Source organism: Jeongeupia wiesaeckerbachi (assembly GCF_050916355.1).
Classification (GTDB): Bacteria; Pseudomonadota; Gammaproteobacteria; order Burkholderiales; family Chitinibacteraceae; genus Jeongeupia; species Jeongeupia wiesaeckerbachi.
On sequence record NZ_CP136946.1, the window covers coordinates 3,382,764 to 3,401,848 of the forward strand.

At 62.7% G+C, this 19,085-nt stretch carries 23 protein-coding genes; 7 read left to right on the forward strand and 16 right to left on the reverse strand.

Annotation, left to right across the window (positions count from 1 at the left end):
* Positions 1–6: 6 nt before the first annotated feature.
* The 7 genes from R0382_RS16305 to R0382_RS16335 form a co-directional block, all read right to left on the reverse strand.
* Positions 7–924 (reverse strand): DUF4434 domain-containing protein, encoded by a 918-nt coding sequence (locus tag R0382_RS16305; RefSeq protein ID WP_432720937.1) that lies wholly within the window; start codon positions 922–924, stop codon positions 7–9.
* A complete protein-coding gene (locus tag R0382_RS16310) occupies positions 921–3,887 on the reverse strand; it encodes an NfrA family protein (protein ID WP_432720938.1) in 2,967 nt (988 codons plus the stop codon). Before R0382_RS16310 ends, R0382_RS16305 begins: the two co-directional genes overlap by 4 nt.
* An 8-nt stretch (positions 3,888–3,895) precedes the next feature.
* A complete protein-coding gene (nrfB, locus tag R0382_RS16315) occupies positions 3,896–6,133 on the reverse strand; it encodes a cyclic di-3',5'-guanylate-activated glycosyltransferase NrfB (protein WP_432720939.1) in 2,238 nt (745 codons plus the stop codon).
* 15 nt (positions 6,134–6,148) lie between these two features.
* Positions 6,149–7,267 carry a non-hydrolyzing UDP-N-acetylglucosamine 2-epimerase gene (gene wecB, locus R0382_RS16320; RefSeq protein ID WP_432720941.1) on the reverse strand — a complete coding sequence of 373 codons (1,119 nt, stop codon included), beginning with the start codon at positions 7,265–7,267 and terminating at the stop codon, positions 6,149–6,151.
* Positions 7,268–7,629: 362 nt separating this feature from the next.
* Positions 7,630–8,262 (reverse strand): hypothetical protein, encoded by a 633-nt coding sequence (locus R0382_RS16325; RefSeq protein WP_432720943.1) that lies wholly within the window; start codon positions 8,260–8,262, stop codon positions 7,630–7,632.
* Between the two features lie 78 nt (positions 8,263–8,340).
* The gene (locus R0382_RS16330; protein ID WP_432720945.1) at positions 8,341–8,673 is read right to left on the reverse strand and encodes a hypothetical protein; all 333 of its coding nucleotides are present in this window, start codon (positions 8,671–8,673) and stop codon (positions 8,341–8,343) included.
* A 74-nt stretch (positions 8,674–8,747) separates the two neighbouring features.
* Complete coding sequence (locus tag R0382_RS16335) at positions 8,748–9,320, reverse strand: hypothetical protein (protein WP_432720947.1); 573 nt, start codon at positions 9,318–9,320, stop codon at positions 8,748–8,750.
* Positions 9,321–9,538: 218 nt separating this feature from the next.
* On the opposite strand from R0382_RS16335, the gene R0382_RS16340 reads away from it, so the two are divergent.
* The 3 genes from R0382_RS16340 (at position 9,539) to R0382_RS16350 (ending at position 10,664) form a co-directional block, all read left to right on the forward strand.
* On the forward strand, positions 9,539–9,748 hold the full coding sequence (locus tag R0382_RS16340) for a DUF1059 domain-containing protein (RefSeq protein WP_432720949.1): 210 nt from the start codon (positions 9,539–9,541) through the stop codon (positions 9,746–9,748).
* Between the two features lie 228 nt (positions 9,749–9,976).
* Positions 9,977–10,369: a hypothetical protein gene (locus tag R0382_RS16345; RefSeq protein WP_432720951.1), complete on the forward strand. Its 393-nt coding sequence runs from the start codon at positions 9,977–9,979 to the stop codon at positions 10,367–10,369.
* Positions 10,370–10,433: 64 nt separating this feature from the next.
* Positions 10,434–10,664 carry a DUF2789 domain-containing protein gene (locus R0382_RS16350; RefSeq protein ID WP_432720952.1) on the forward strand — a complete coding sequence of 77 codons (231 nt, stop codon included), beginning with the start codon at positions 10,434–10,436 and terminating at the stop codon, positions 10,662–10,664.
* A 46-nt stretch (positions 10,665–10,710) separates the two neighbouring features.
* Here R0382_RS16350 and ypfJ read toward each other — a convergent pair whose 3' ends face one another.
* The 5 genes from ypfJ to infA all read right to left on the reverse strand — a co-directional run bounded on the left by ypfJ (position 10,711) and on the right by infA (position 14,245).
* The gene (gene ypfJ / locus R0382_RS16355; RefSeq protein ID WP_432724186.1) at positions 10,711–11,568 is read right to left on the reverse strand and encodes a KPN_02809 family neutral zinc metallopeptidase; all 858 of its coding nucleotides are present in this window, start codon (positions 11,566–11,568) and stop codon (positions 10,711–10,713) included.
* Positions 11,569–11,623: 55 nt separating this feature from the next.
* Positions 11,624–12,970 carry an MATE family efflux transporter gene (locus R0382_RS16360; RefSeq protein WP_432720954.1) on the reverse strand — a complete coding sequence of 449 codons (1,347 nt, stop codon included), beginning with the start codon at positions 12,968–12,970 and terminating at the stop codon, positions 11,624–11,626.
* 70 nt (positions 12,971–13,040) lie between these two features.
* A complete protein-coding gene (locus R0382_RS16365; protein ID WP_432720956.1) occupies positions 13,041–13,454 on the reverse strand; it encodes a hypothetical protein in 414 nt (137 codons plus the stop codon).
* 121 nt (positions 13,455–13,575) lie between these two features.
* The gene (locus tag R0382_RS16370; RefSeq protein ID WP_432720958.1) at positions 13,576–13,983 is read right to left on the reverse strand and encodes an NUDIX hydrolase; all 408 of its coding nucleotides are present in this window, start codon (positions 13,981–13,983) and stop codon (positions 13,576–13,578) included.
* Between the two features lie 4 nt (positions 13,984–13,987).
* Positions 13,988–14,245, reverse strand: a complete 258-nt coding sequence (infA, locus tag R0382_RS16375) for a translation initiation factor IF-1 (protein WP_203536434.1) — start codon at positions 14,243–14,245, stop codon at positions 13,988–13,990.
* A gap of 463 nt (positions 14,246–14,708) precedes the next feature.
* Here infA and R0382_RS16380 point away from each other — a divergent pair, with 463 nt between their 5' ends.
* Together R0382_RS16380 and R0382_RS16385 are read left to right on the forward strand one after the other, a co-directional pair.
* Positions 14,709–14,912, forward strand: a complete 204-nt coding sequence (locus tag R0382_RS16380) for a cold-shock protein (protein ID WP_189460387.1) — start codon at positions 14,709–14,711, stop codon at positions 14,910–14,912.
* Between the two features lie 119 nt (positions 14,913–15,031).
* Positions 15,032–15,238, forward strand: a complete 207-nt coding sequence (locus tag R0382_RS16385; RefSeq protein WP_432720961.1) for a dodecin — start codon at positions 15,032–15,034, stop codon at positions 15,236–15,238.
* Positions 15,239–15,362: 124 nt separating this feature from the next.
* On the opposite strand, the gene arfB is transcribed toward R0382_RS16385, so the two are convergent.
* Both arfB and R0382_RS16395 read right to left on the reverse strand, forming a co-directional pair.
* Positions 15,363–15,761: an alternative ribosome rescue aminoacyl-tRNA hydrolase ArfB gene (gene arfB, locus R0382_RS16390; RefSeq protein ID WP_432720962.1), complete on the reverse strand. Its 399-nt coding sequence runs from the start codon at positions 15,759–15,761 to the stop codon at positions 15,363–15,365.
* A gap of 34 nt (positions 15,762–15,795) precedes the next feature.
* On the reverse strand, positions 15,796–16,131 hold the full coding sequence (locus R0382_RS16395) for a DUF2185 domain-containing protein (protein WP_432720963.1): 336 nt from the start codon (positions 16,129–16,131) through the stop codon (positions 15,796–15,798).
* 163 nt (positions 16,132–16,294) lie between these two features.
* Here R0382_RS16395 and rarD point away from each other — a divergent pair, with 163 nt between their 5' ends.
* Positions 16,295–17,227: an EamA family transporter RarD gene (gene rarD / locus R0382_RS16400; protein ID WP_432720964.1), complete on the forward strand. Its 933-nt coding sequence runs from the start codon at positions 16,295–16,297 to the stop codon at positions 17,225–17,227.
* On the opposite strand, the gene R0382_RS16405 is transcribed toward rarD, so the two are convergent.
* Positions 17,196–17,669: a hotdog fold domain-containing protein gene (locus R0382_RS16405; RefSeq protein ID WP_432720965.1), complete on the reverse strand. Its 474-nt coding sequence runs from the start codon at positions 17,667–17,669 to the stop codon at positions 17,196–17,198. The two genes, rarD and R0382_RS16405, sit on opposite strands and share 32 nt — an antisense overlap.
* A gap of 175 nt (positions 17,670–17,844) precedes the next feature.
* On the opposite strand from R0382_RS16405, the gene R0382_RS16410 reads away from it, so the two are divergent.
* Complete coding sequence (locus tag R0382_RS16410) at positions 17,845–18,576, forward strand: NAD-dependent protein deacylase (RefSeq protein WP_432720966.1); 732 nt, start codon at positions 17,845–17,847, stop codon at positions 18,574–18,576.
* Here R0382_RS16410 and R0382_RS16415 read toward each other — a convergent pair.
* Positions 18,573–19,037, reverse strand: a complete 465-nt coding sequence (locus R0382_RS16415; protein WP_432720967.1) for an RrF2 family transcriptional regulator — start codon at positions 19,035–19,037, stop codon at positions 18,573–18,575. The genes R0382_RS16410 and R0382_RS16415 overlap by 4 nt on opposite strands.
* Between the last annotated feature and the right edge of the window lie 48 nt (positions 19,038–19,085).

The following is a 19,085-nucleotide window of genomic DNA, read 5'->3' on the forward strand; positions in this document are numbered from 1 at the left end:
TCGGCCTCAATACGGCAGCACGCCATTCAACGCCGGCAGGTAGCGCAGCGAGAAGAACACGCTGTCGCGGTTGCAGTCCGCCCGTTTGCCAAGAATGTGGCGGGCCTCGTTGACCGGACGCGGCTCGGCGCGGAAAGCCGTATCGTCACCGGTCTGCACGAACAGCTCGTAGACGACGCCGTGGCTGGCCGGGTTGTGGCAGTCACCGCCCGCATCGCTGACCGCGTCCAGATAGACCTGGCGCTCGGCAACATTGAGCTTGGCCGTGCCGGCACCGTCCTGCACCCACAGGCGGATGCCGCTGTCCTGTTCGAGCTGGCGGAGCATCTGGGCATAGGTTTGTGGGGCCATGTTGCCGGCAAAGAAACTGCTCGCGTAAACCGGCCGGTCGACCACCGCGCGCAGCTGTTTGGCCTCGTTGGACAGATAGTGCGTCAGCACGTCGTTCGCATCGGCGTCCCGCCATTGGACATCGTCGATTTCCGCCGGCAAATACCAGCCCTGAATCAGCGCCGGATCGAGCCGGCCAGCCCACAATTTCGCCAGACTCAGATTGTCGCGTGACAAGCGGCGAAGGTAGCCGGTGAGCATGCGGGCGGGCTGTTGCTGCCGAATGTAGAAATCCGGGTCGGAGTTCAGGCCAAGCACCAGCTTCAAGCCGGCCGCGTCGGCATCGGCAAAGCGTGCAGCAAGCCAGTCCTGATCGGCTGGCGCGGTAAACCCGCCCTCGCCATGCTGGGTCCACTGCACCACCAGCGTATCGAAGCCCTGTGCCCGTGCCACGCCAAAGATGTGCGTCCAGCTGGCCGCCGGCACGTCACGATCGCGTAGTTGCGGCTGATAGATGATCGCGGTCATTGCCTGAGCCATGGCCGGCAGCGCCAGCAACGTTGCCAGCAAGAGCCCTGTCAAACGCCGTCTCACCAATTGCCTCCGAAAGTCAGAAACACGCTGTTGGTCTCGTCCAGATAGGTCTGGAAAGCATGCTGGAATTCGATGCCGACGCTGTTCTTGTGTCGATAGGCATCATAGGCGCTCTCGCCATACCAGAAGTTCCAGCGCACACCGATCCCGGCGCGGAAATCGTTGCTGTCACCGCTGTCGTCATGAATCGCGTTGTACTGGACGTGGGCATAGGGCTCGATCGTCTGCGCCCTGAAGACCTTCTTGTGATAGCTGAGACGATAGTCAGCGGTCGCCGCCGTGCGCTCCGCCTTGATGTAATAGGCGGCATCCAGATAGAGGTTCTGCGCCATCCAGCCCCTGCCCGACTCGTGCCAGTCATCGCTGAACCGACCATCGTTGAGCAGCGATGCGCTGGCGCGCAGCATGTAGTCGAACTCGGTATCGCCGCCGCGGTCGAGTGGCGCCTGTGCTTCGGCGGCGAGATAGAACGTACGGCTGCCGAACGGCTTCCAGCGCAAGCCGGCGCCGAGCATCGGCGAATAGATCGGCAGCGCGTCGTAGTTGTTTTCATTGTCGCCGCTACCGGCAAAGATACGCGCGTAGGCTTCCAGCGTCCGGCCGTTCCGGATCGCCGGATCGCCAAGCCGGTAGGCCGCTTCAAGCTGCGCGTAGCTGCGATAGGCATTGCCGGGTTCGGCCGCATTGGCCACACCGCCGGTGTTGGTGCCGCTGAACGCGCCGGCGCTGAAGCTCCAGCGCCGGCCCAGATCCTCGTGCAAGCGACGGAAGCCGAACCATTGGTCCAGCACCTCGTCGGTCTTGTCTTCCGGCGGATAACGGTTGAGGTCGTCGATCGCCAGGCGCGCATAAGCGCGTGCAGCGCGGTTGTCGGTCAGGCGCTGGTTCACGTAAACCAGCTGCTGAACGATGGCCGGATCGTCCGGATAGCGGGCGCGTGCCTGTTCGAGCACTTCGCGCGCCTTGGCTGCGTCGCCTGCGCGCCAGTAGGCGTAGCCCAGCGTCGTCAGCAACTCCGGATCGTCCGGCTCCAGCGCCTTGGCGCACAGCAGGCTGCTCAGCGCGCTCTCGTTGTCGTTGGCGGCGCTCTGCAGTGCCGCCAGCCTGAGGTAGTAGTTCACGTCGGGCCGGAGCTCGATCGCCTGCTCCAGCGCCTCGATCTGCCGCGCGGGCTCGGCTTCGGTTTGGGCACGCAGCGACCAGTACTGGTCGTCCATGTCTCCACCCCGCGCCGCATACGCATCCAGCCAGCGCGTTGCGGCGGTGGTGTCGCCGGCACTGACGCCGGTGGTCGCGGCAGACAGCAGCTCGGCCGGCTTGAGCTCATCCTGTGGCAAGGACTGCCAGGCCTGCAGCGCGGTCGGATAGTCCTTGGTCGCATAGGCCTGGTACGCCAGTGCCCGGGTCGCGTCACCATCCGGCGCCCGCGATGCAGCCTCGCCATAACTGTACTGCGCCAGACCCGGCGCCGTTTCGCGATAGCAGTTGCCGAGTCGTATCCATGCATCCTGGTCATAAGCCGGCGACAAGTCACCCAGCAAGGTGTGCACCCGCTTGCAATCGTTGAGCCCGGCAAAAATTGCGGCTTGGCGACTCCGCTGGCCTGCCGTGTTCAACGGCCGCGCCAGCTTGGTCTTGTCCGCCGCAGTCAGCAGGCCCGGGGTTGCATTGACCAGTTGCGCCAGACGCTGCTCGAGCGCGGCACGACGCAACGGGGGCGCATCGTCGTACGGATAGGCCTCAAGCAGCAGCCGTGCCGCCTGCGTCTGTCCGCCGGCCTGGATCAACTGGTAGCTGAGCGTATCCAGCAGCGCGGGATCATTGCCTTGCTCGCGCAGCAGCGCCGAGGCCTGCCGTCCCGCCTGCTCGACCTGTCCGCGCTTGAGGTTGAGCGCAAACCGCTCATTCAACAACTGATTCGCCGGCAACTGATCGAGCAGTTTTTGCGCCTCGACGTCCTTGCCCTGCTGGATCAGCTTCGGCACCAGCACCGCAGCCTGATCGCCGCGGTTCGCTGCAAAGCGCGGGTTGTAGTCGGCAAAGAGCGCCTCGTTTCGCTGCAGCAGACTCATCCACTGCCGCTCGTCCGCAGCACTCTGGAATGCCGGCTGCTTGCCCGCCATGAAGCGCCCCAGCTCTGCGCCATCCCGCTGGCGCGAGAGCGTCTGGGCGTAGACGAGCTGGTCCTGCGCGCGGCTTGCGCCCCCTTGCTCGATCAGCGCCCGTGCCGCGTCGACCCGGCCTTGCGCCAACAACACGTTGAGCCACTGGCTGCGTTCATTGCTGGTCAACAGGTTGGCCGACTTCAACGCCTCCAGCTGCGCCTCGGCCCGCTTCCAGTCTTTCAGGTAGATCGATCGTTGCAGCAAGGCACGGCGCAGGGCAATGCCTTCGGGGCTGGCAGCAAAGTCGGGCGCGTCGAGTTCGGCCTGGGCCTGCGCCAGCTGCCCGCGGCGCAACGCCGCATTGCCGGCGATGGCACGGCACGCCGGGGTTTTGTCTTGTGTGCAGTCCGCAGCGCGTGGCGCAGCCGTCGGCGTCGACGCACTGACGCTCGCCTGCGGGTCCGGTTTCGTATCGGGGTCGTCGTCGAGCGGAACCACCGGTTTCAGCCCTTGCAGCGACGCCAGCGCCTGACTCACCCGGGCATCTTTCGGCCTCGCCCGCCGCGCCTCTTCGAGCACCGCCTCCGCACGATCCGGCTGACCGGCTCGCTCGTAAGCGTTCGCCAGGTAGAGCGCAATGGTCGCATTGCCCGGCGCCAGACGGCGCGCAGCCTCAAACTCGGTAATGGCGCGCCGGTCGTCGCCGCGCTCCAGCGATGCGAAGCCTTTCTGCAAGTGCGGATAGATGATGAAACGCTGATAACTGCTGACCTCGTCTCCAAGGTCGAAATTCTTTTCCACCGCCCCCACCGCCGGCGCGGCCAAAGCCAGCGCCAGCAAGGTCGGCAGGATTTTCATTTGTGCATTCATGCTGCCGCTGCCGGACGGAGTGAATTGAGCGCATCGACGCCGATGCCGTTTTGCTGCAACAGCGCCTGCATATCGGGCTGCAGCTCGCGCTGTAAACGCAACGCCTCATCCAGCGTCGCATCGCTGATGACACCTTCGTCGACGAGGAACTGGCCAAAGGTCAAATCGCTGCGTTCATGCCGCAACAGCAAGGCATTCAGCGCCGCAGGGCCGATGTGTCCCAGCGACATCAGGATTTCCGCAACCAGCACTTGCCTGGAAACATAGGACTGCCAGAGCTGCTCGGCCTGCGCACGGGGCAACAACTGCGCAGCCACGGCTTCGTCAAGCAAGGCACGCGGATCCGCCTGCGGCGCACGGACGTACCAGCGGCGCAAACCGACGGTCACCTGCCCCTTGGCGGCGATGACGTAACGCACCGGCCGCGCCAGCTTGCGCGACAGCGCCGCCAGCGACACGGGATCAATGTCGGATTCGCTGGCAACGACGAGCGTGTCGCCCTCTTCGCGAACCGGCAAGATCACATAGTGCAAAGCAATCGCCGCAGGAATCTGCGCGATCAAGGTCTCGGGCAAGGCGTAGGCGTCGACCGGTTCATAGTCGACGTGGCTTTGTACCGCAACCGCCTTGGCCAGTTGCTCGGCACTGAGGATGCCTTCATGAACCAGCCAGCTGCCGAGCCGCAGGCCATGGTTGCGATGCGCGAGCGCGGCTTCAAGCTGCGCCTGATCCAGCGCACCCTGCTCGATCAGGATCTGCCCCAGCGGGTGGCGCGCCCGGTTCTCGCCGCCGACGCTCGGAAAATCGTGAGTGGTTTTATCCCAGGCCACCCGGCGCGGATCGCCCTGGGCAATGATCTGGCTCAGCGCCCGCCAGTTGGCGAGGAAGTTGATCAGATTGCCCCAGAACAGCCGCGGCAGCGCCATCAGCCCTTGTGCAAGCCCGTAGTAGCCGGAAACGAAGATGATCCGCTGCAGCATCCGGTTGCTCATCAGCAGGAAGTTGACCCACAGCAGCGTGACCAGCCAGATGTCGCCTTCGAAAATCGACAGGAAGTGATAGGCGTCGGGCCACAGGCGCTGATACAGCCACAGGCTGAGCAGCTGCAACAGGATCAGCGACGCGATGAAGCTGACGAAGTTGCTGATCGCGCCCTTGCGATCGCGCCACAGGAAGTAGTTGAGCGTCCAGTTGCTGGTCCAGCGGTGGGTTTTGAAGCCCTGATAGACGATACCGATGATCCAGCGGGACTTCTGCCGCACCGCGGTCTGCATGGTATCGGGGAAATACTCGCGAACGCAGATCACGTTCGAATCACGCTCGTTCTGGCCAAACAACAGCTGGCTGACCCCCTTGCGCTGCGGTTCGCGGATGACCGGAAAGCGCACGAAGATTTCCTTCATGCCCTTTTCCTTGAGCCGGAAGCCGATGTCGTAGTCCTCGGTCAGACTCTGGACGTCGAAGGCGATGCCGTCACCATCGGCCAGCAGCGCCAGCACCGCACGGCGGCTGAAGCAGGTACCGACGCCGGCGCTCGGCACCTGGCCGGCCAGTGCTTCGCGCACCGGCACATCCTTGCCGTGCAGCTCGGCGAACTCGTCGAGGTAGGACAGGCTGGTGAAGTTGGTCCATGTGCGCTCGAACGGATAGACCGGGATCTGGATCAGGTCCTTGCGGTCGACCAGATAATTGAACAGCCGCAGCTCCATATCCGAGATCACATCCTCGGCATCATGGAGAATGAAACCGGCGAATTCAAACTTGGCGCTGTGCTCGAACTGCTGGATCGCGTCGAGCACGTTGTTCAGGCAGTCGGCCTTGCTGGTCGGGCCCGGCCGGGCACAAACCACCTTGTGGACGTTGGGAAAGCGCGCACAGACCTCGTCGACGTCGTTTTGCGTATCCGGATCGTTCGGATAGGTGCCGACGAAAATATGGTAGTTCTCGTAATCGAGCGTCGTTGCCGCCAGCTCGGCCATCTTGCCGATCACGCCGGTCTCGTGCCACGCGGGCACCATGATCGCCAGCGGCCGCTCGGCCGGTTCGTACAGCGCCTTGTAGTCGAGGTGCTCGTGATTGCGGTAGACGGTGATCGCCCGCCAAAAGCGGCGCGCCCAGTACACGATGTCGATGAACAGATCGTCGACGCCGCTGATCAGCATCATCACGGCAACGATGATGGCGACCAGCTTCAGGCCGTACAGATAGGTCGAGAAAACATCCAGAAATGACATTGCCGTAATCCGGGGTCAGGCGAAATCCGGCGCCTGGTTGTGTGGCCGATAAGCGAGACCCTTGCGCAGGGCGGCAACGATGTATTCGCACGATTTGCCGTCGCCGAAGGGATTGCCGGCGCGCTGCATCGCACGGTAGGCGTCTGCGTCCTGCCACAGGGCTTCGACCTGCTCGACAATGGTTTGCCGGCGCGTGCCGACCAGCCGCGCGCAGCCCGCCTCGATCGCCTCGGGACGCTCGGTTTCATCACGCAGCACCAGCAGCGGCACGCCGAATGTCGGCGCCTCTTCCTGCAGGCCGCCCGAGTCGGTCAGCACCAACCACGAATCGGCCAAAGCCTGCTGCATGTCCAGGTAGTCCATCGGCGCGGTGAGCCTGACATTGGCAACATGGCCGAGGATGTCGCGCACCGGTTTCTGGATCACCGGGTTCAGGTGCACCGGGAACAGAATATCGAGCTCGGGATGGCGGGTCGCGATATCGGCGATTGCATGGCAGATTTCCTCGACATCGTTACCCCAGTTTTCACGCCGGTGCACGGTGACCAGCATATGCCCGCGGCCTTCGGCACGACGACGGATACCTCGGTTGCGCATCACCCACTGCTGGGCGTCGACGACGGTATTGCCGCTCATGGTGATGTGCTTGTCGGCGATGTTTTCCTTGCGCAGCGCCTCATGCGCGCGCGGGGTCGGCGGAAAGTGGAAACGGGCAACCCGGCCGATCATCTGACGGATACCCTCCTCCGGAAACGGCCGATCCGGATTGTAGGTGCGCAAGCCTGCTTCGATATGGGCCACCGGTACGCGGTGATAGAAACCGGCCAGCGCGCCGATGAAGGCACTTTCGGTGTCGCCCTGCACCACCACCAGCGACCAGGACTTGCCCAGCATGACGTCTTCAAGCTGCTCGCGACAACCGATGCTGAAATCGGCCAGCGTGTTGCCGCGGCGGTCAAGCACGATGTCCGGCGTGATGTCGAAACAGGCCAGAATCTGCTGGGCCATCTCGCCATGCTGCCCGGTATGCAGCCATTGAACATTCGCCCGCGTGTGGGCTTTGAGCGCATGATACAGCGGCGCGATCTTGATAATTTCGGGACGCGTCCCGGATACCAGCAGAATGTCTTGCATGGGTGTCCCTCAAGCAATCCTCCCAGTAAGGAAAACTGGAAATCCACCAGTGGGAGGACGGCGTATCCTGATACTCAATGGCTTATAGCATTGATTTCAAAAGCAACGGCATGCTGTCTTTCCCGTAGTAAGGAAAAACCTTTTCCTTTCATTGGTTCTAGCATGTCAGCCGCCCTATGCCAGCACGAGCTTTCGCCATCACCGCCCGAAAGTACGCTATTCGATTGCGTGTATGGCAAGTATTTTGACATTTAATGCCGAGCGCACAATAGGCAAATAGTTACCGGTAACGCATGCTCGGAAAATGGGCAGCAAAAAACCGCGCACTGCGCGGCTTTTTTTGCTTTGAGTCCAGCCTGGAATTAGCGGCTGGCCATATTCTGGACCACCGTTTCGACGTCCTTGGGCTTGTAGATGGCATCACCGGCACTGGCGTAGACCACCAGCTTCCCCTTGGACATCATACCGACCTCAAGCTTGCGGCCGACCGGATCGATCAGCAAATAGGCACTACCATCGCCAGCCGCATTCGGCTTGTTGCCGGTGGTGTAGAGCACCCCCTGCTCCTGCTGCAGCGGCCCCTGCGTCCCCATCCACGCCTTGAAGGTCTCGAAACGGGCACCCAGCAGGCGCTTGAGCTCCGGGGCAATCGGGCTGACATCGGTATACAGACCGATATCGCGCGGATACTTGCCGACGTGCTGGTCCAGCGTGCGCCAGTCGCTGGCGCCGAGCGATGCAGCCTGCTCCTTGATGGCCGCACGCGCCTTCTCCTTGAGCGAGTCGACTGCGGCACTAGCATCGATCCCCATGCCCGACAGCGTGTCGTTGGCATCGCTCTTGGCCTTGTCCAACACCGCCTGCGCCTGCCCCCCCGCCTGCTTCAGTGTTTCCGCCACAACGGCCGATGCCGCCTGCTGGGCGATCGGCTCGACCTTGTCGCAGGCGGTAAGGCCGACGACCAGTGGAAGTAGCAAGAGTGAGCAAACGCGCATGTATTCGATTCCTTTTCCAGATTGGGCAAAGTGATGGATAGCCGAAGCCCGGGCCAAGTTCCCGCCCATCGCTTTCTTTCAGTGCCGATGATGACCGTGGTGATGGTCATGGCGATGATCATGATGGTGCCCATGGTGCCGGTATCGATGGCCACGGTGATCGCCGTACGACCGGTAATGCGGGTCTCGCGCCCAGTAACCGCGGCGCCAGCGATAGCGGCTACGCGGCTCTACCGCAACCCAGGAACCGGGTCGCCACGCATAGCCAGGCCGCACGGGCGGCGCCTGTTCGATACGCACCGGCGGCGAAATCCCGACATAAATGTCGATATTGGTGCGGGCGATCGCCTGCGGCGCCTGCCATAGAACAGCGGCAAGCAGCAGCGCCCATATCGGCTTTGCGGGGATCATGAAGGCTTCCTGCTGATTCGATCCCCCAAAGCCTACGGGGCCGCGCGGCAATGGTCTGTGAACGCGACCACAGCTTAACGACGCCTGAACACCTCGCCTTCCGGTGCGATCAAGCGCGTCGTCAACCCGTTGATCTGCTGCACGCCACGTGTGGCCTGCAAATGCGATGCATCGCGTGCCCATGCATTGCGCACGGTCGCACGCTCGTTGTTGTCGAGCGTAAACGCCAGACTACCCAGATAAACGACCTCGCCCGCCTTGACCTCGAACTCGCGCCCGATCGGGATGAAGGTTTGGCGGGCATTGCTGTCGACACCCATGCCGCCGGCACCCCAACTGGTATAGGCACCGACCACCACGTAGCGCCCCGGCTTGAGGTCAAGCACTGCCAGCTGCCCGTTCGGATCCGATTGCGCCGTCGTGGTGCGCAACACGTCACGCCGGCTGGCATACAGCTTGGCGCGAAAAGCCGGATCATCGACCCCGCGGATATCGGTCTCGGCCTTGGCGGTCACCTTGTCGGTTGAATCGACCGTCGCCGAAATCAGCGCAATACCGTCGCCACTTGCGGGCAGCAGCCCTGCCGACTGCGGCACCGAGGCACATGCCACCAGCCCGATGCAGCCTAATACCGTTAACGCTTTCATATGCCTGCTCCTTGTCGTGTGCTGCAACCCTGTATGACAGCGCGCCGCGCTTTATGGCGTAGACAAAAAATGCCCTCCTGTCGGCTTCGCTGGACGGACGGCTGCCGACAGCGGCGCCAAGCCGGCGCGAAAGCAGCACGCCGGGGTATAAATGAATAGGCACCCCATGCTGCTCTCCAGCGTGGAAGGCACCGTTGCCTGCAACCAGGAGTCGAATCATGAGCAGGAAATACATTGATTGCCGCGACTATCCGGGCAGCACCTGTTCGGTGAAAATTTCCGCAGATACCGACGCGGAACTGCTTGAAGCCACGATCGAACACGCCGTGAAGGTACACGGCCATCAGGACAGCCCCGAATTGCGTACGCAACTGTCTGCAATGTTCAAGGATGAACCAGGCAGCGTCGAACCGCGTCTCGCCGCCTGAACGTTCACACACCCAGGGAGACGATCGGCAACCGACCGTCTCTTTCTGACAAAACCCATTACAAACAATCAGTTACTGACCTTGTGAGCTTGCTCACAAGCCTTTCTATGCGCCATGGGTATGCTGGAAGCAGCGATACCACAACAGGCCGTACAGCTTCGCCCGCAAGCAGCTGTCGCCAGGCAAGCCGGACCGACAGGCCCGGACGGAAGCAGAAAGGAGAGTCACATGAAGCATCGCCACACCCTGATCCGCGCTGCGGCGGCCCTGGTGGCCGCTGGCGCACTCTTGGTCGCCCCAGCACAGGCGCGGACCAATATCGATATCGGCATTGGTATCGGCGTTCCCGGCGCGGTAGTCGTGCAGCCGGCACCGGTCGTGATTGCCCCGGCGCCACGGCCGGGTTATGCCTGGGTCGAAGGCGGCTGGATCCGTGCGCCACGGCCTTACTGGCGCGACGGCTACTGGCGCCGCGCCGAATATCGGCCGGGCCCGCCACCCTGGGCGTACGATCGTCATCGCTACTATGACGGCTACCGCGACGGTTACCGCCATGGCCGCCACGACGACGATGATGATGGCAAGCGTCGCCACCGTCGCGGTCGTGACTGGGACGACTAAGCCACGGTCGCATTCCTGGGCGCTAGACTGAAATATCCAAATACCTAGCAGCCGGAGCGCCCCGATGGATACCAGCCACCACACCTTGGCCGTGCTGTTCAAACAGCTTGGCCTGCCCGACGATGCCCACAGCATTCGCCAGTTCATTGCCAGCCACCGGCTGGCTGCGGATACCGAACTGGCAGCTGCACCGTTCTGGACAGCGGCGCAGTCCGAATTCCTCGCCGAAGCACTCGACGACGACTCGGACTGGGCCGAGCTGGTCGACGAACTCGCGGCCACCCTCAGCGACTGAATGCGGCTCGTCTCCCACACGAGCAGCGCGGCAGCAAGCCGACCGGTCAGCCCTTGCCGCCGAACGTATTGCAGTCCTGCATCCGCCCTGAATCGAAGCCACGCTGCAGCCACTGCATCCGCTCGGCCGACGAGCCATGGGTGAACGAGTCCGGTGCCACGTTGCGGCCGGCATTGCGCTGCAGGGTGTCGTCACCAATCGCTTGCGCTGCGGTCAGCGCGTCCTGCAAGTCGCCGGCCTCAAGCAGGCCACGCGACTGCGCGTAGTGCCCCCAGACCCCGGCGAGACAGTCGGCCTGCAGCTCCAGCTTCACCGATAGCGCGTTCGCGGCGGCCTCGCCCTTGCCTTGCTGCAAGCGGTGCACCTTGTCCGAGATGCCCATCAGGTTTTGTACGTGATGCCCCACTTCATGGGCAATCACATACGCCTGGGCGAATTCGCCCTTGGCGCCGAAACGCTGATTCAGCTCGCGAAAAAAGCCGAGATCAAGATAAACCGTACTATCCGCCGGACAGTAGAACGGGCCGATCGCCGAGACCGCCTGGCCGCAGCCCGAGTGCGTCGGGTTGTTGAACAACACCAGCTGCGGCACCTTGTAGGCCATGCCATTGTCGGCAAACAGCTTGGTCCAGGTGTCCTCGGTATCACCCAGCACCCGCGCGGTAAACTGCCTGCCCGGATCATCACCGGCCGGTGTAGCGACCTGCTGCTGCGTGACTTGGCCACCGCCGGTGAATTGCGAAACGAGGCCGAGCATTTCGAGCGGGTTTTTGCCGAGCAACAGGCTGATTACCACCACCGCGATGATGCCGCCAATCCCGAGCCGGAATCCACCCCGGCCTCTACCCCCCTGCCCGCGCCGATCTTCGACGTTTGCGCTTTCGCGCATATCCTTCCAACGCATCATGCTCTCCCGCCGGCATATCGCGCCGATGTGCTTCAAAATAGCGCCGATCGCCCTAGCGTGCAGGAGTAGCCGATTCGACCGCGCGCAACAGCGCCGGCAACGCCAGCGCCAGGGTGATGCCACGCAGCAGCATCATGACCATGAACGCCAGCCACAGACCGTGATTGCCGAGCATCGCCGGCAACACCGTAACCGCCACTGCAAATCCGGCCAGCGAGAGCAGCATGCCGCGCATCAGCGCCCCGGTCTGGGTTGCGCCGATGAAAATGCCGTCAAACAGAAAGCCCCAGACCGACAGCAGCGGCGCCAACACCACCCAAGGTAAATAGCGCAATGCCGCATCGCGCACCGCCGGCTGATCGGTCAACAGGCGCACGATGGCCGGGCCGAACAAGGCATAAGCAAGCGAAAAGAGCACCGCAATGCCCAGCGACCAGCACAGCGTCACCCTGATCGTTTGCCGTAGCGCATCGCGCCGGCGTGCGCCGACCGCGGAGCCGGCCAGCGCCTCGGCCGCATGGGCAAAACCATCGAGCCCATAGGCCATGAATGTTTGGAAGTTTAGCAAGAGCGCATTGGCGGCAAGGATCGCGTCGCCCTGACTGGCACCAGCGCGGGCGAACCAGGCAAAACCAAGCAGCAGACAGATGGTGCGAATAAATAGGTCGCGATTGATCGCGACCAGTCGCCACAGTGCGGCACGCTCGACGACGACCGACCAGGCCGGCCACGCGCCCCGCACGTTGCGGTACAGCACCGGCGCGGCGGCGACAAAACCCATTACATCGGCAGTGGCCGTCGCGGCGCCGATACCCGCAACGCCGGCACCCAGCCCATACACATAAGCCCATACCGCAAGCGCATTGACGAGATTGATCCAGATTTGCAGCGCCAGCGCCAAGCGCACCCGCTGGGTGCCGAGCAGGAATCCGAGCACGACATAATTGCCCAGCGCAAATGGCGCCGCCCAGATGCGCGCACCGGCATAGGCGGCAGCGTGTGCCTGCACATCGGCGCTACCACCAAGTGCGGCGAGCCCCAAACCCAGCAACAACGGCTTGAGCAACAGCAAGCCGGCACCCAGGCCGAATGCCAGCAGCAGCGCACGGGCCAGCGTCGCACGGAGTTCATCGACATTGCCGGCACCATGCGCTTGCGCCACCAGCCCGGTGGTACCCATACGCAGGAAGCCAAAGCCCCAGAAAACGAAGTTGAGCAGCAAGCCGCCGAGCGCCACACCGCCAAGATAAGCCGGATCCGGCAGATGCCCGGCAACGGCAGTGTCCACTGCGGACATCAGGGGTTGGGTCAGATTGGCGAGCACCACCGGCACCGCCAGATACAAGACACGGCGATGCCAGGCGGCGGAATCGGAAACGGCAGGCAGAAAGGCAGGCATGGGGACGACGACGACGGGCAATTCCGAATTGTCGGCGCCCCCTCGTCCTGCGGCAAGCTTGCCCGAACGACTACCAGGTCAGATGAAGGTTGCGACTGCCTTGTTTGCCGACCTGCAGCATCCGCTGCTGCGGACGCTCATCCAGCGTCACGACCAGTTGATAACGCCCAGGCTTGAGTTTCATATAGAAGTAAGGACCATCCGCCACGGCATCGACGACCGGCTTGCCCTTGGCATCCAGCACCTGCACCGTCGCGTTGGCCAGATACTGCCCCTGCTTACCGGTCATCAGCAATCGAACGTTGTAGTCCCCGGCTGCGGCGCGGATCGCACTGGCCTCGTCATCGCCGATGCCACCACTCAGATAGGCAATCCCCTGCGCCGAATGCTGCACATCGGGCAGCGGTCCGGCAAGGACGGTCACGGGTGTGGCAAGCGAAACGACGAGGGCGGTCTGGATCAACTGGCGTGGCATGCGCTTCATGGGCGGTCCTCCGTGGTAGGCCTTCGGAGTTGAAGGCCTGAGTAGGATGTGTCCGCCTCAGTACCGAACGGGTTCCGCCAGCGTGCACATTTAAAATGTACACGGACCGAATGCCGAACGTTTAAATGCGCCGCTTGTCGCCTTGAACCAGCGCAGGCAGCACGTGCTCGGCCAGCAGCGGCGCCAGTGGCACCGACGAGGTTCCGTCGAGCTTCAGCCAATGCATGGCTTCGATCTCGGCAGCCAGTGCAATTTCACCATCGAGCTCGCCGCGATACACCCGAGCCAAGACCTGCCGTCCCGGCTCGTTCGCCGCCATGGCGGAAAACTCGCCGAGCAGCATACCCGGCATCACACCGCACCGCAGCTCCTCGGCCACTTCGCGCACCAGCGTCGCCATCTCGGTTTCGCCGGCATCGGGCTTGCCGCCCGGCAGCATGAATCGATCGGTGCCGCGCTTGCGCACCGTCAGCAGCCGACCGTCGCGCACCACGGCCAGCGTGACAACCCGAATCGATTCGGCCCCCATTCACTCAGCGCCGACGGAACGATCCAGGTGCCGGAGCGTTGGCATCCTTGTGACGGAAGCTGACCCGACCCTTGGTCAGGTCATAGGGCGACATTTCTACGGTGACCCGGTCACCGGCGAGGATGCGGATGTGGTGCTTGCGCATCTTGCCCGACGCATAAGCCGAAATCTGTACCCCGTTGCTGAGTTCCACGCGAAAACGCGTATCCGGGAGCACTTCGAGTACGACACCTTCGAATTCGATCGAATCTTCCTTAGCCATAGATATTCCTTTGAGTGCGGAGTAAGCCCTGTGCCGGCAACGGCGATGCATCGCCCGAACGCTCGTGCGCCGGGAAAGCGTAGGTAACGGCAAGGGGGAAAGTCGGACCAGCTCAAACCCAATGCATGGGTCGGCCCGATTGGAGTGTAAACACCGATTGTACGCTTACTCCTTGTTGTGCGGCGTCAATGTCAGTGGACTTGCCCGGGGAATATGACCATGCGGCTACAACGCAACACCTTGAATAACCATTTGTCATTTCCACGAACGAACGCACAATTTCCACTTGCAGCCCTCCCCAAACGGGGGTAAAAAGGCAATCGCAGGATTTTCAAGCAGTGAGTTGTCGGTATCTGTAGTGCCTCTGGCAGTACCTCGTATCCCCCACATCCCTTGATTTCCGTGCACCCCGGGCTTCGCCCGTTTTCATTCAACACCTGTTTTAAAAGCAAGGGATATTCTCATGGCTACCGGTACCGTTAAGTGGTTCAATGACTCCAAGGGCTTCGGCTTCATCACCCCGGACGAAGGCGGCGACGACCTGTTCGCGCACTTCTCGCAAATTCAATCGAACGGTTTCAAGACCCTGGCCGAAGGCCAGCGCGTGACCTTCGATGTCACCACCGGCCCGAAGGGCAAGCAAGCCTCGAACATCAAGGCTGCTTAATTGATCGCGGCTTGAGCCGCATCGATTCAGGAAAAGCCCGGCTCAGCCGGGCTTTTTTGCGTCCATTTTCCGTGGCAAGACTATGCTGAATCTACTTCAACGGGAGAGGGAGAGGCAGCATGAGCGAACACGTATACAAAATGGTCGAGCTGGTCGGTTCGTCCACCCAAGGCAGCGACGAAGCGATCCGTAACGCCATTACCAAGGCGGCGCAAACGATCAAGCACATGGATTGGTTCGAGGTCACCGAAACCCGCGGCCACATCGTCGACGGCAAGGTCGGTCACTGGCAGGTGACGCTGAAAGTCGGCTTCCGCGTCGACTGACACTGCGCACGCCAACGTACGCGGCGCCCGGTCATGGCAAGGCTGGCCAACTCCCAGCCGCGAGAGAGTTAGACCGTACCCGAGCGCGTGACAAACGATGCAGTGCGGCCGGGTTACGCCGCGTTCAGTCGATGACCTTGCCGCGCATCGCCTTGATCGATCCACGCTGGGTTTTCTTTTCCAGCCGGCGTTTCTGCGAACCATACGTCGGCTTGGTCGCCCTTCTTGCCTTGGCCGTCTGCGCAACGCCGTCGACCAGCGCCTGCAAGCGCGCCAGCGCGTCGACCCGGTTCTGCTCCTGGCTGCGCGACTGCTGCGCTTTGATCACGACCACGCCGTCCTTGCTGATCCGGCTATCGCTCAACGCCAGCAAACGCGTCTTGATCAAGTCCGGCAGCGATGACGCCCCGATGTCGAAGCGCAGGTGCACCGCGCTCGACACCTTGTTGACGTTCTGGCCACCGGCCCCCTGTGCGCGGATCGCACTGAACTCGACCTCATCATCACGGACAACACAGGCCATCAGGCGGCGCTCATTCCGGGCTGCAACTGCCGGATCAAGGCTCGTTGGCGTCGAGGAAGGTCTCGCCGTCCTCGGCCTTGTCAAACTCGGCACCCACCGGCGAGTTGAGCAGCGGAATGATCGCCTCGTCATAGTTGGCGACGACGTTGACGTCGATGACGGCAAAATTCTTGCTGTTGTCGATGTAGCCGTCCGATTCGTAGCCCGACAGGAAGCGCCAGCCGCTGTCATCGGCATCTTCCGGCTCTTCACGGTACATGAAACCGACACCGTGACCGTCGACGGTGATCATGTCGCTGACCACACACAGGCCGTGTCCGGTCGCGAGCTCGCGGATCTGGGTCTTGTCGAGCTTGAACTGCTTTTGCATGGCAACTTCCTCAATGACGTGTCCGCCAAGGATACGCGTTGCCCTTTGGGCCGTCATCGCCAAGCAGGCAGCGCAACACAGCGGCATAAAGGAAAGCCGCAACGGCCCCGCTTCGCGCCAGTGCTAAGATCGACGCAATAATGATAAAGACCTGAATGAAATCATGAGCAATCCGCTGTCCGGCCAAGGCGTACTGCTGTCGGTCGTTGCCTCGGTCGTCTTCGCCATCCTCGGCTGGTTCACCACGCTGCTGCTGCCGTTGACCGGGCTGGAGATTTTCGCCTGGCGGATTGTCTGGACAGTACCCGGCATGATCATCGTCGTATCCTTGCTGCGGCACTGGCCCAAGTTTGCCGCCACCACTGCCCGCCTGCGCCACGAGCCGGTGCTGTGGCTGGCGCTGCCCGTCGGCGGCTTTCTGCTGGGGGTGCAGCAATGGCTGTTCATGTGGGCGCCGCTCGAAGGCCGGCTGCTCGAGGTCACGCTCGGCTATTTCCTGTTGCCACTGGTGATGGTGCTGGTCGGTTTCGTGTTCTATGGCGAGCGCCCCAGCCGGCTGCAATGGCTTGCGGTTGCGTTTGCCTGCGCCGGCGTGGCACACGAACTGTGGCTGACGCGCGCGTTCTCGTGGGTCACGCTGGTCACCGCGCTCGGCTATCCGCCGTATCTGATGCTGCGCCGCGCAGTCCGGCTCGATCCGGTCAGCGGCTTCCTGCTCGAAACCCTGGTGATCCTGCCGTTTGCGTTCTGGTTGATCGCCACCCACCCGCTGGCGACCGATGCCTTGTCGACGGCACCGCGGCTATGGCTGCTGCTGCCCTGCCTCGGCGCGATGACGGCCATCGCCTTCGCCTGTTACCTCGACGCCAGCAAGCTGTTGCCAATCAGCCTGCTAGGCATACTCGGCTACGTCGAACCGGTGCTGCTGTTCGTGATCTCGCTGCTCTTCCTGGCCGAGCCCTTCAGTGCGGCCGGACTCGGCACCTATGTGCCGATCTGGATCGCCGTGACGTTGACGTGCAGCCATAGCGCGCTGACGCTGGCCCGCCAGCGCCGCGCCGGGCTCAGCGCTTCTTCGCCGACACCCACATCGTAATCGTCGCCCGCACGACGATCTGACCGGCCGCGTCGATGACATCCACCTTGACCGGCAGATCCAGCCCGTCACCCCATACCGCCGGTTGCGCCACGGTGGCCACCGCGCGCAAGCCGGTTTCGGCCTTCTTCAAATAATCGACCTGCATGCCTTTCGGAATCCAGCGATGACTGGCCGGGATGGTGACATCGGTCATCGTCCCGGCCGCCAGCTCGGCCATATTGCACATCGCGATCGCATGCACGGTACCGATATGGTTGAGCACCTTGCGACGTTTGGCGATGCTCAACTCGCAGCGCCCCGGCGCCAACTGCACGAAGCGCGGCGAGATCGAGCCGAAGTACGGCGCCTTGAAGCACACCAGCCTGGAAAACAGCCAGCGCCCGGCGGGCAAGCGGGAACAGCGCAGCCACAGGTGCAGGATCGCGTTGGGGCGGGCCATGTCTCATCCTCTCTTTGCTGAAATTATCCGTACAGCATTGCACGGCCAGCCCGTCGCGCCGATGCGGGCGCGCGGTGATACGGTCGTTTCAAACGCCATTTTCCACACCACAGCGCCATTGCCCTCGTGACCAAGCCAGCGCAAACTTTCTGCCCGCCCCCGCCCTTTCGACATCATGACCGCACTCGACCAACTCGCCGACGCCATCCGCAACGCCCAGCACATTGCCGTGCTGTCCGGCGCCGGCATGAGCACCGAATCGGGCATTCCGGATTTCCGCTCGGCCAACGGCCTGTTCACCGGCAATCGCAGCTTTGCCGACGTGGTGTCGATCGACTACTTCATGGACGACGCCGCCGGCTTCTGGGCGGCTTTCCGCGAGATATTCAAGATCAAGCTCGCCGGCGGCTACCAGCCCAATGCCGGCCACGCCTTTCTCGCCGAGCTGGCACGGGCACACGGCAAGCGCGTCTCGGTGCTGACGCAGAACATCGATGGCCTGCACCACAAGGCCGGCAGCGACGAGGTACTGGAAATGCATGGCTCGTTGATGGGCGCGACCTGCCTGTTTTGCCACACCGGCCACGATCTGGCCTGGGTGCAGCAACACGAGGTGCCGCGCTGCCGCGCTTGCGGCATGGTGATCAAACCCGACGTCGTGCTTTACGGTGAGGCGGTGCCGCTGATCGAACCGGCGTTCGATCTCGCCACGCAGGCCGACCTACTGATCGTCATGGGCTCATCGCTCGAAGTCGGCCCGGTCAACCTGATTCCGCTCGAAGCGCGCCGTGCCGGCGTGCCAACCGCCTTGATCAACCTGTCGGCCACCCGGCTCGACCACGCCTTCGACGTACGTATCGAAGCGGGCATCGGCGACACCTGCCAGCAACTCGCGGCGCGACTCTAGGCACGGTTCGCGCGCCCGATCGCATCGGCGTCGATGCCGAACACCTGCGCCAGCGGCGCGGGCTCGGCAAGCAGTTCGGCCAGCGTGTGTTTGCCGAGTTCGGCATAGAACGCCTCCTGCGCTGCGTGCAGCACCCCCTTGAGCCGGCACACCGCGCCGATCCGGCACTGCGAATGTGCGCGGTCGAAACACTCGACGAGCACATCGTTGGTTTCGGTCAGCCGCACCAGTTCGCCGATATTGATATCGGCCGGATCGCGCGCCAGCCGCATCCCGCCGCCCTTGCCGCGCTGCGTGGCAAGGTATTGGTGCTGGCTGAGGAAATGCACGACCTTCATCAGGTGGTTGGACGAAATGTCGTACACCTCGGCCAGCTCGGCGATCGTCACCAGCCGGTCGCGCGCCAGACCGGCATACATCAGCACTCGCAGGCTGTAGTCGGTAAATCGGGTTAGTCTCATAAGGTGTATTTTACATATTGATTTTGAAATCGGCGTCGTGATAATTTT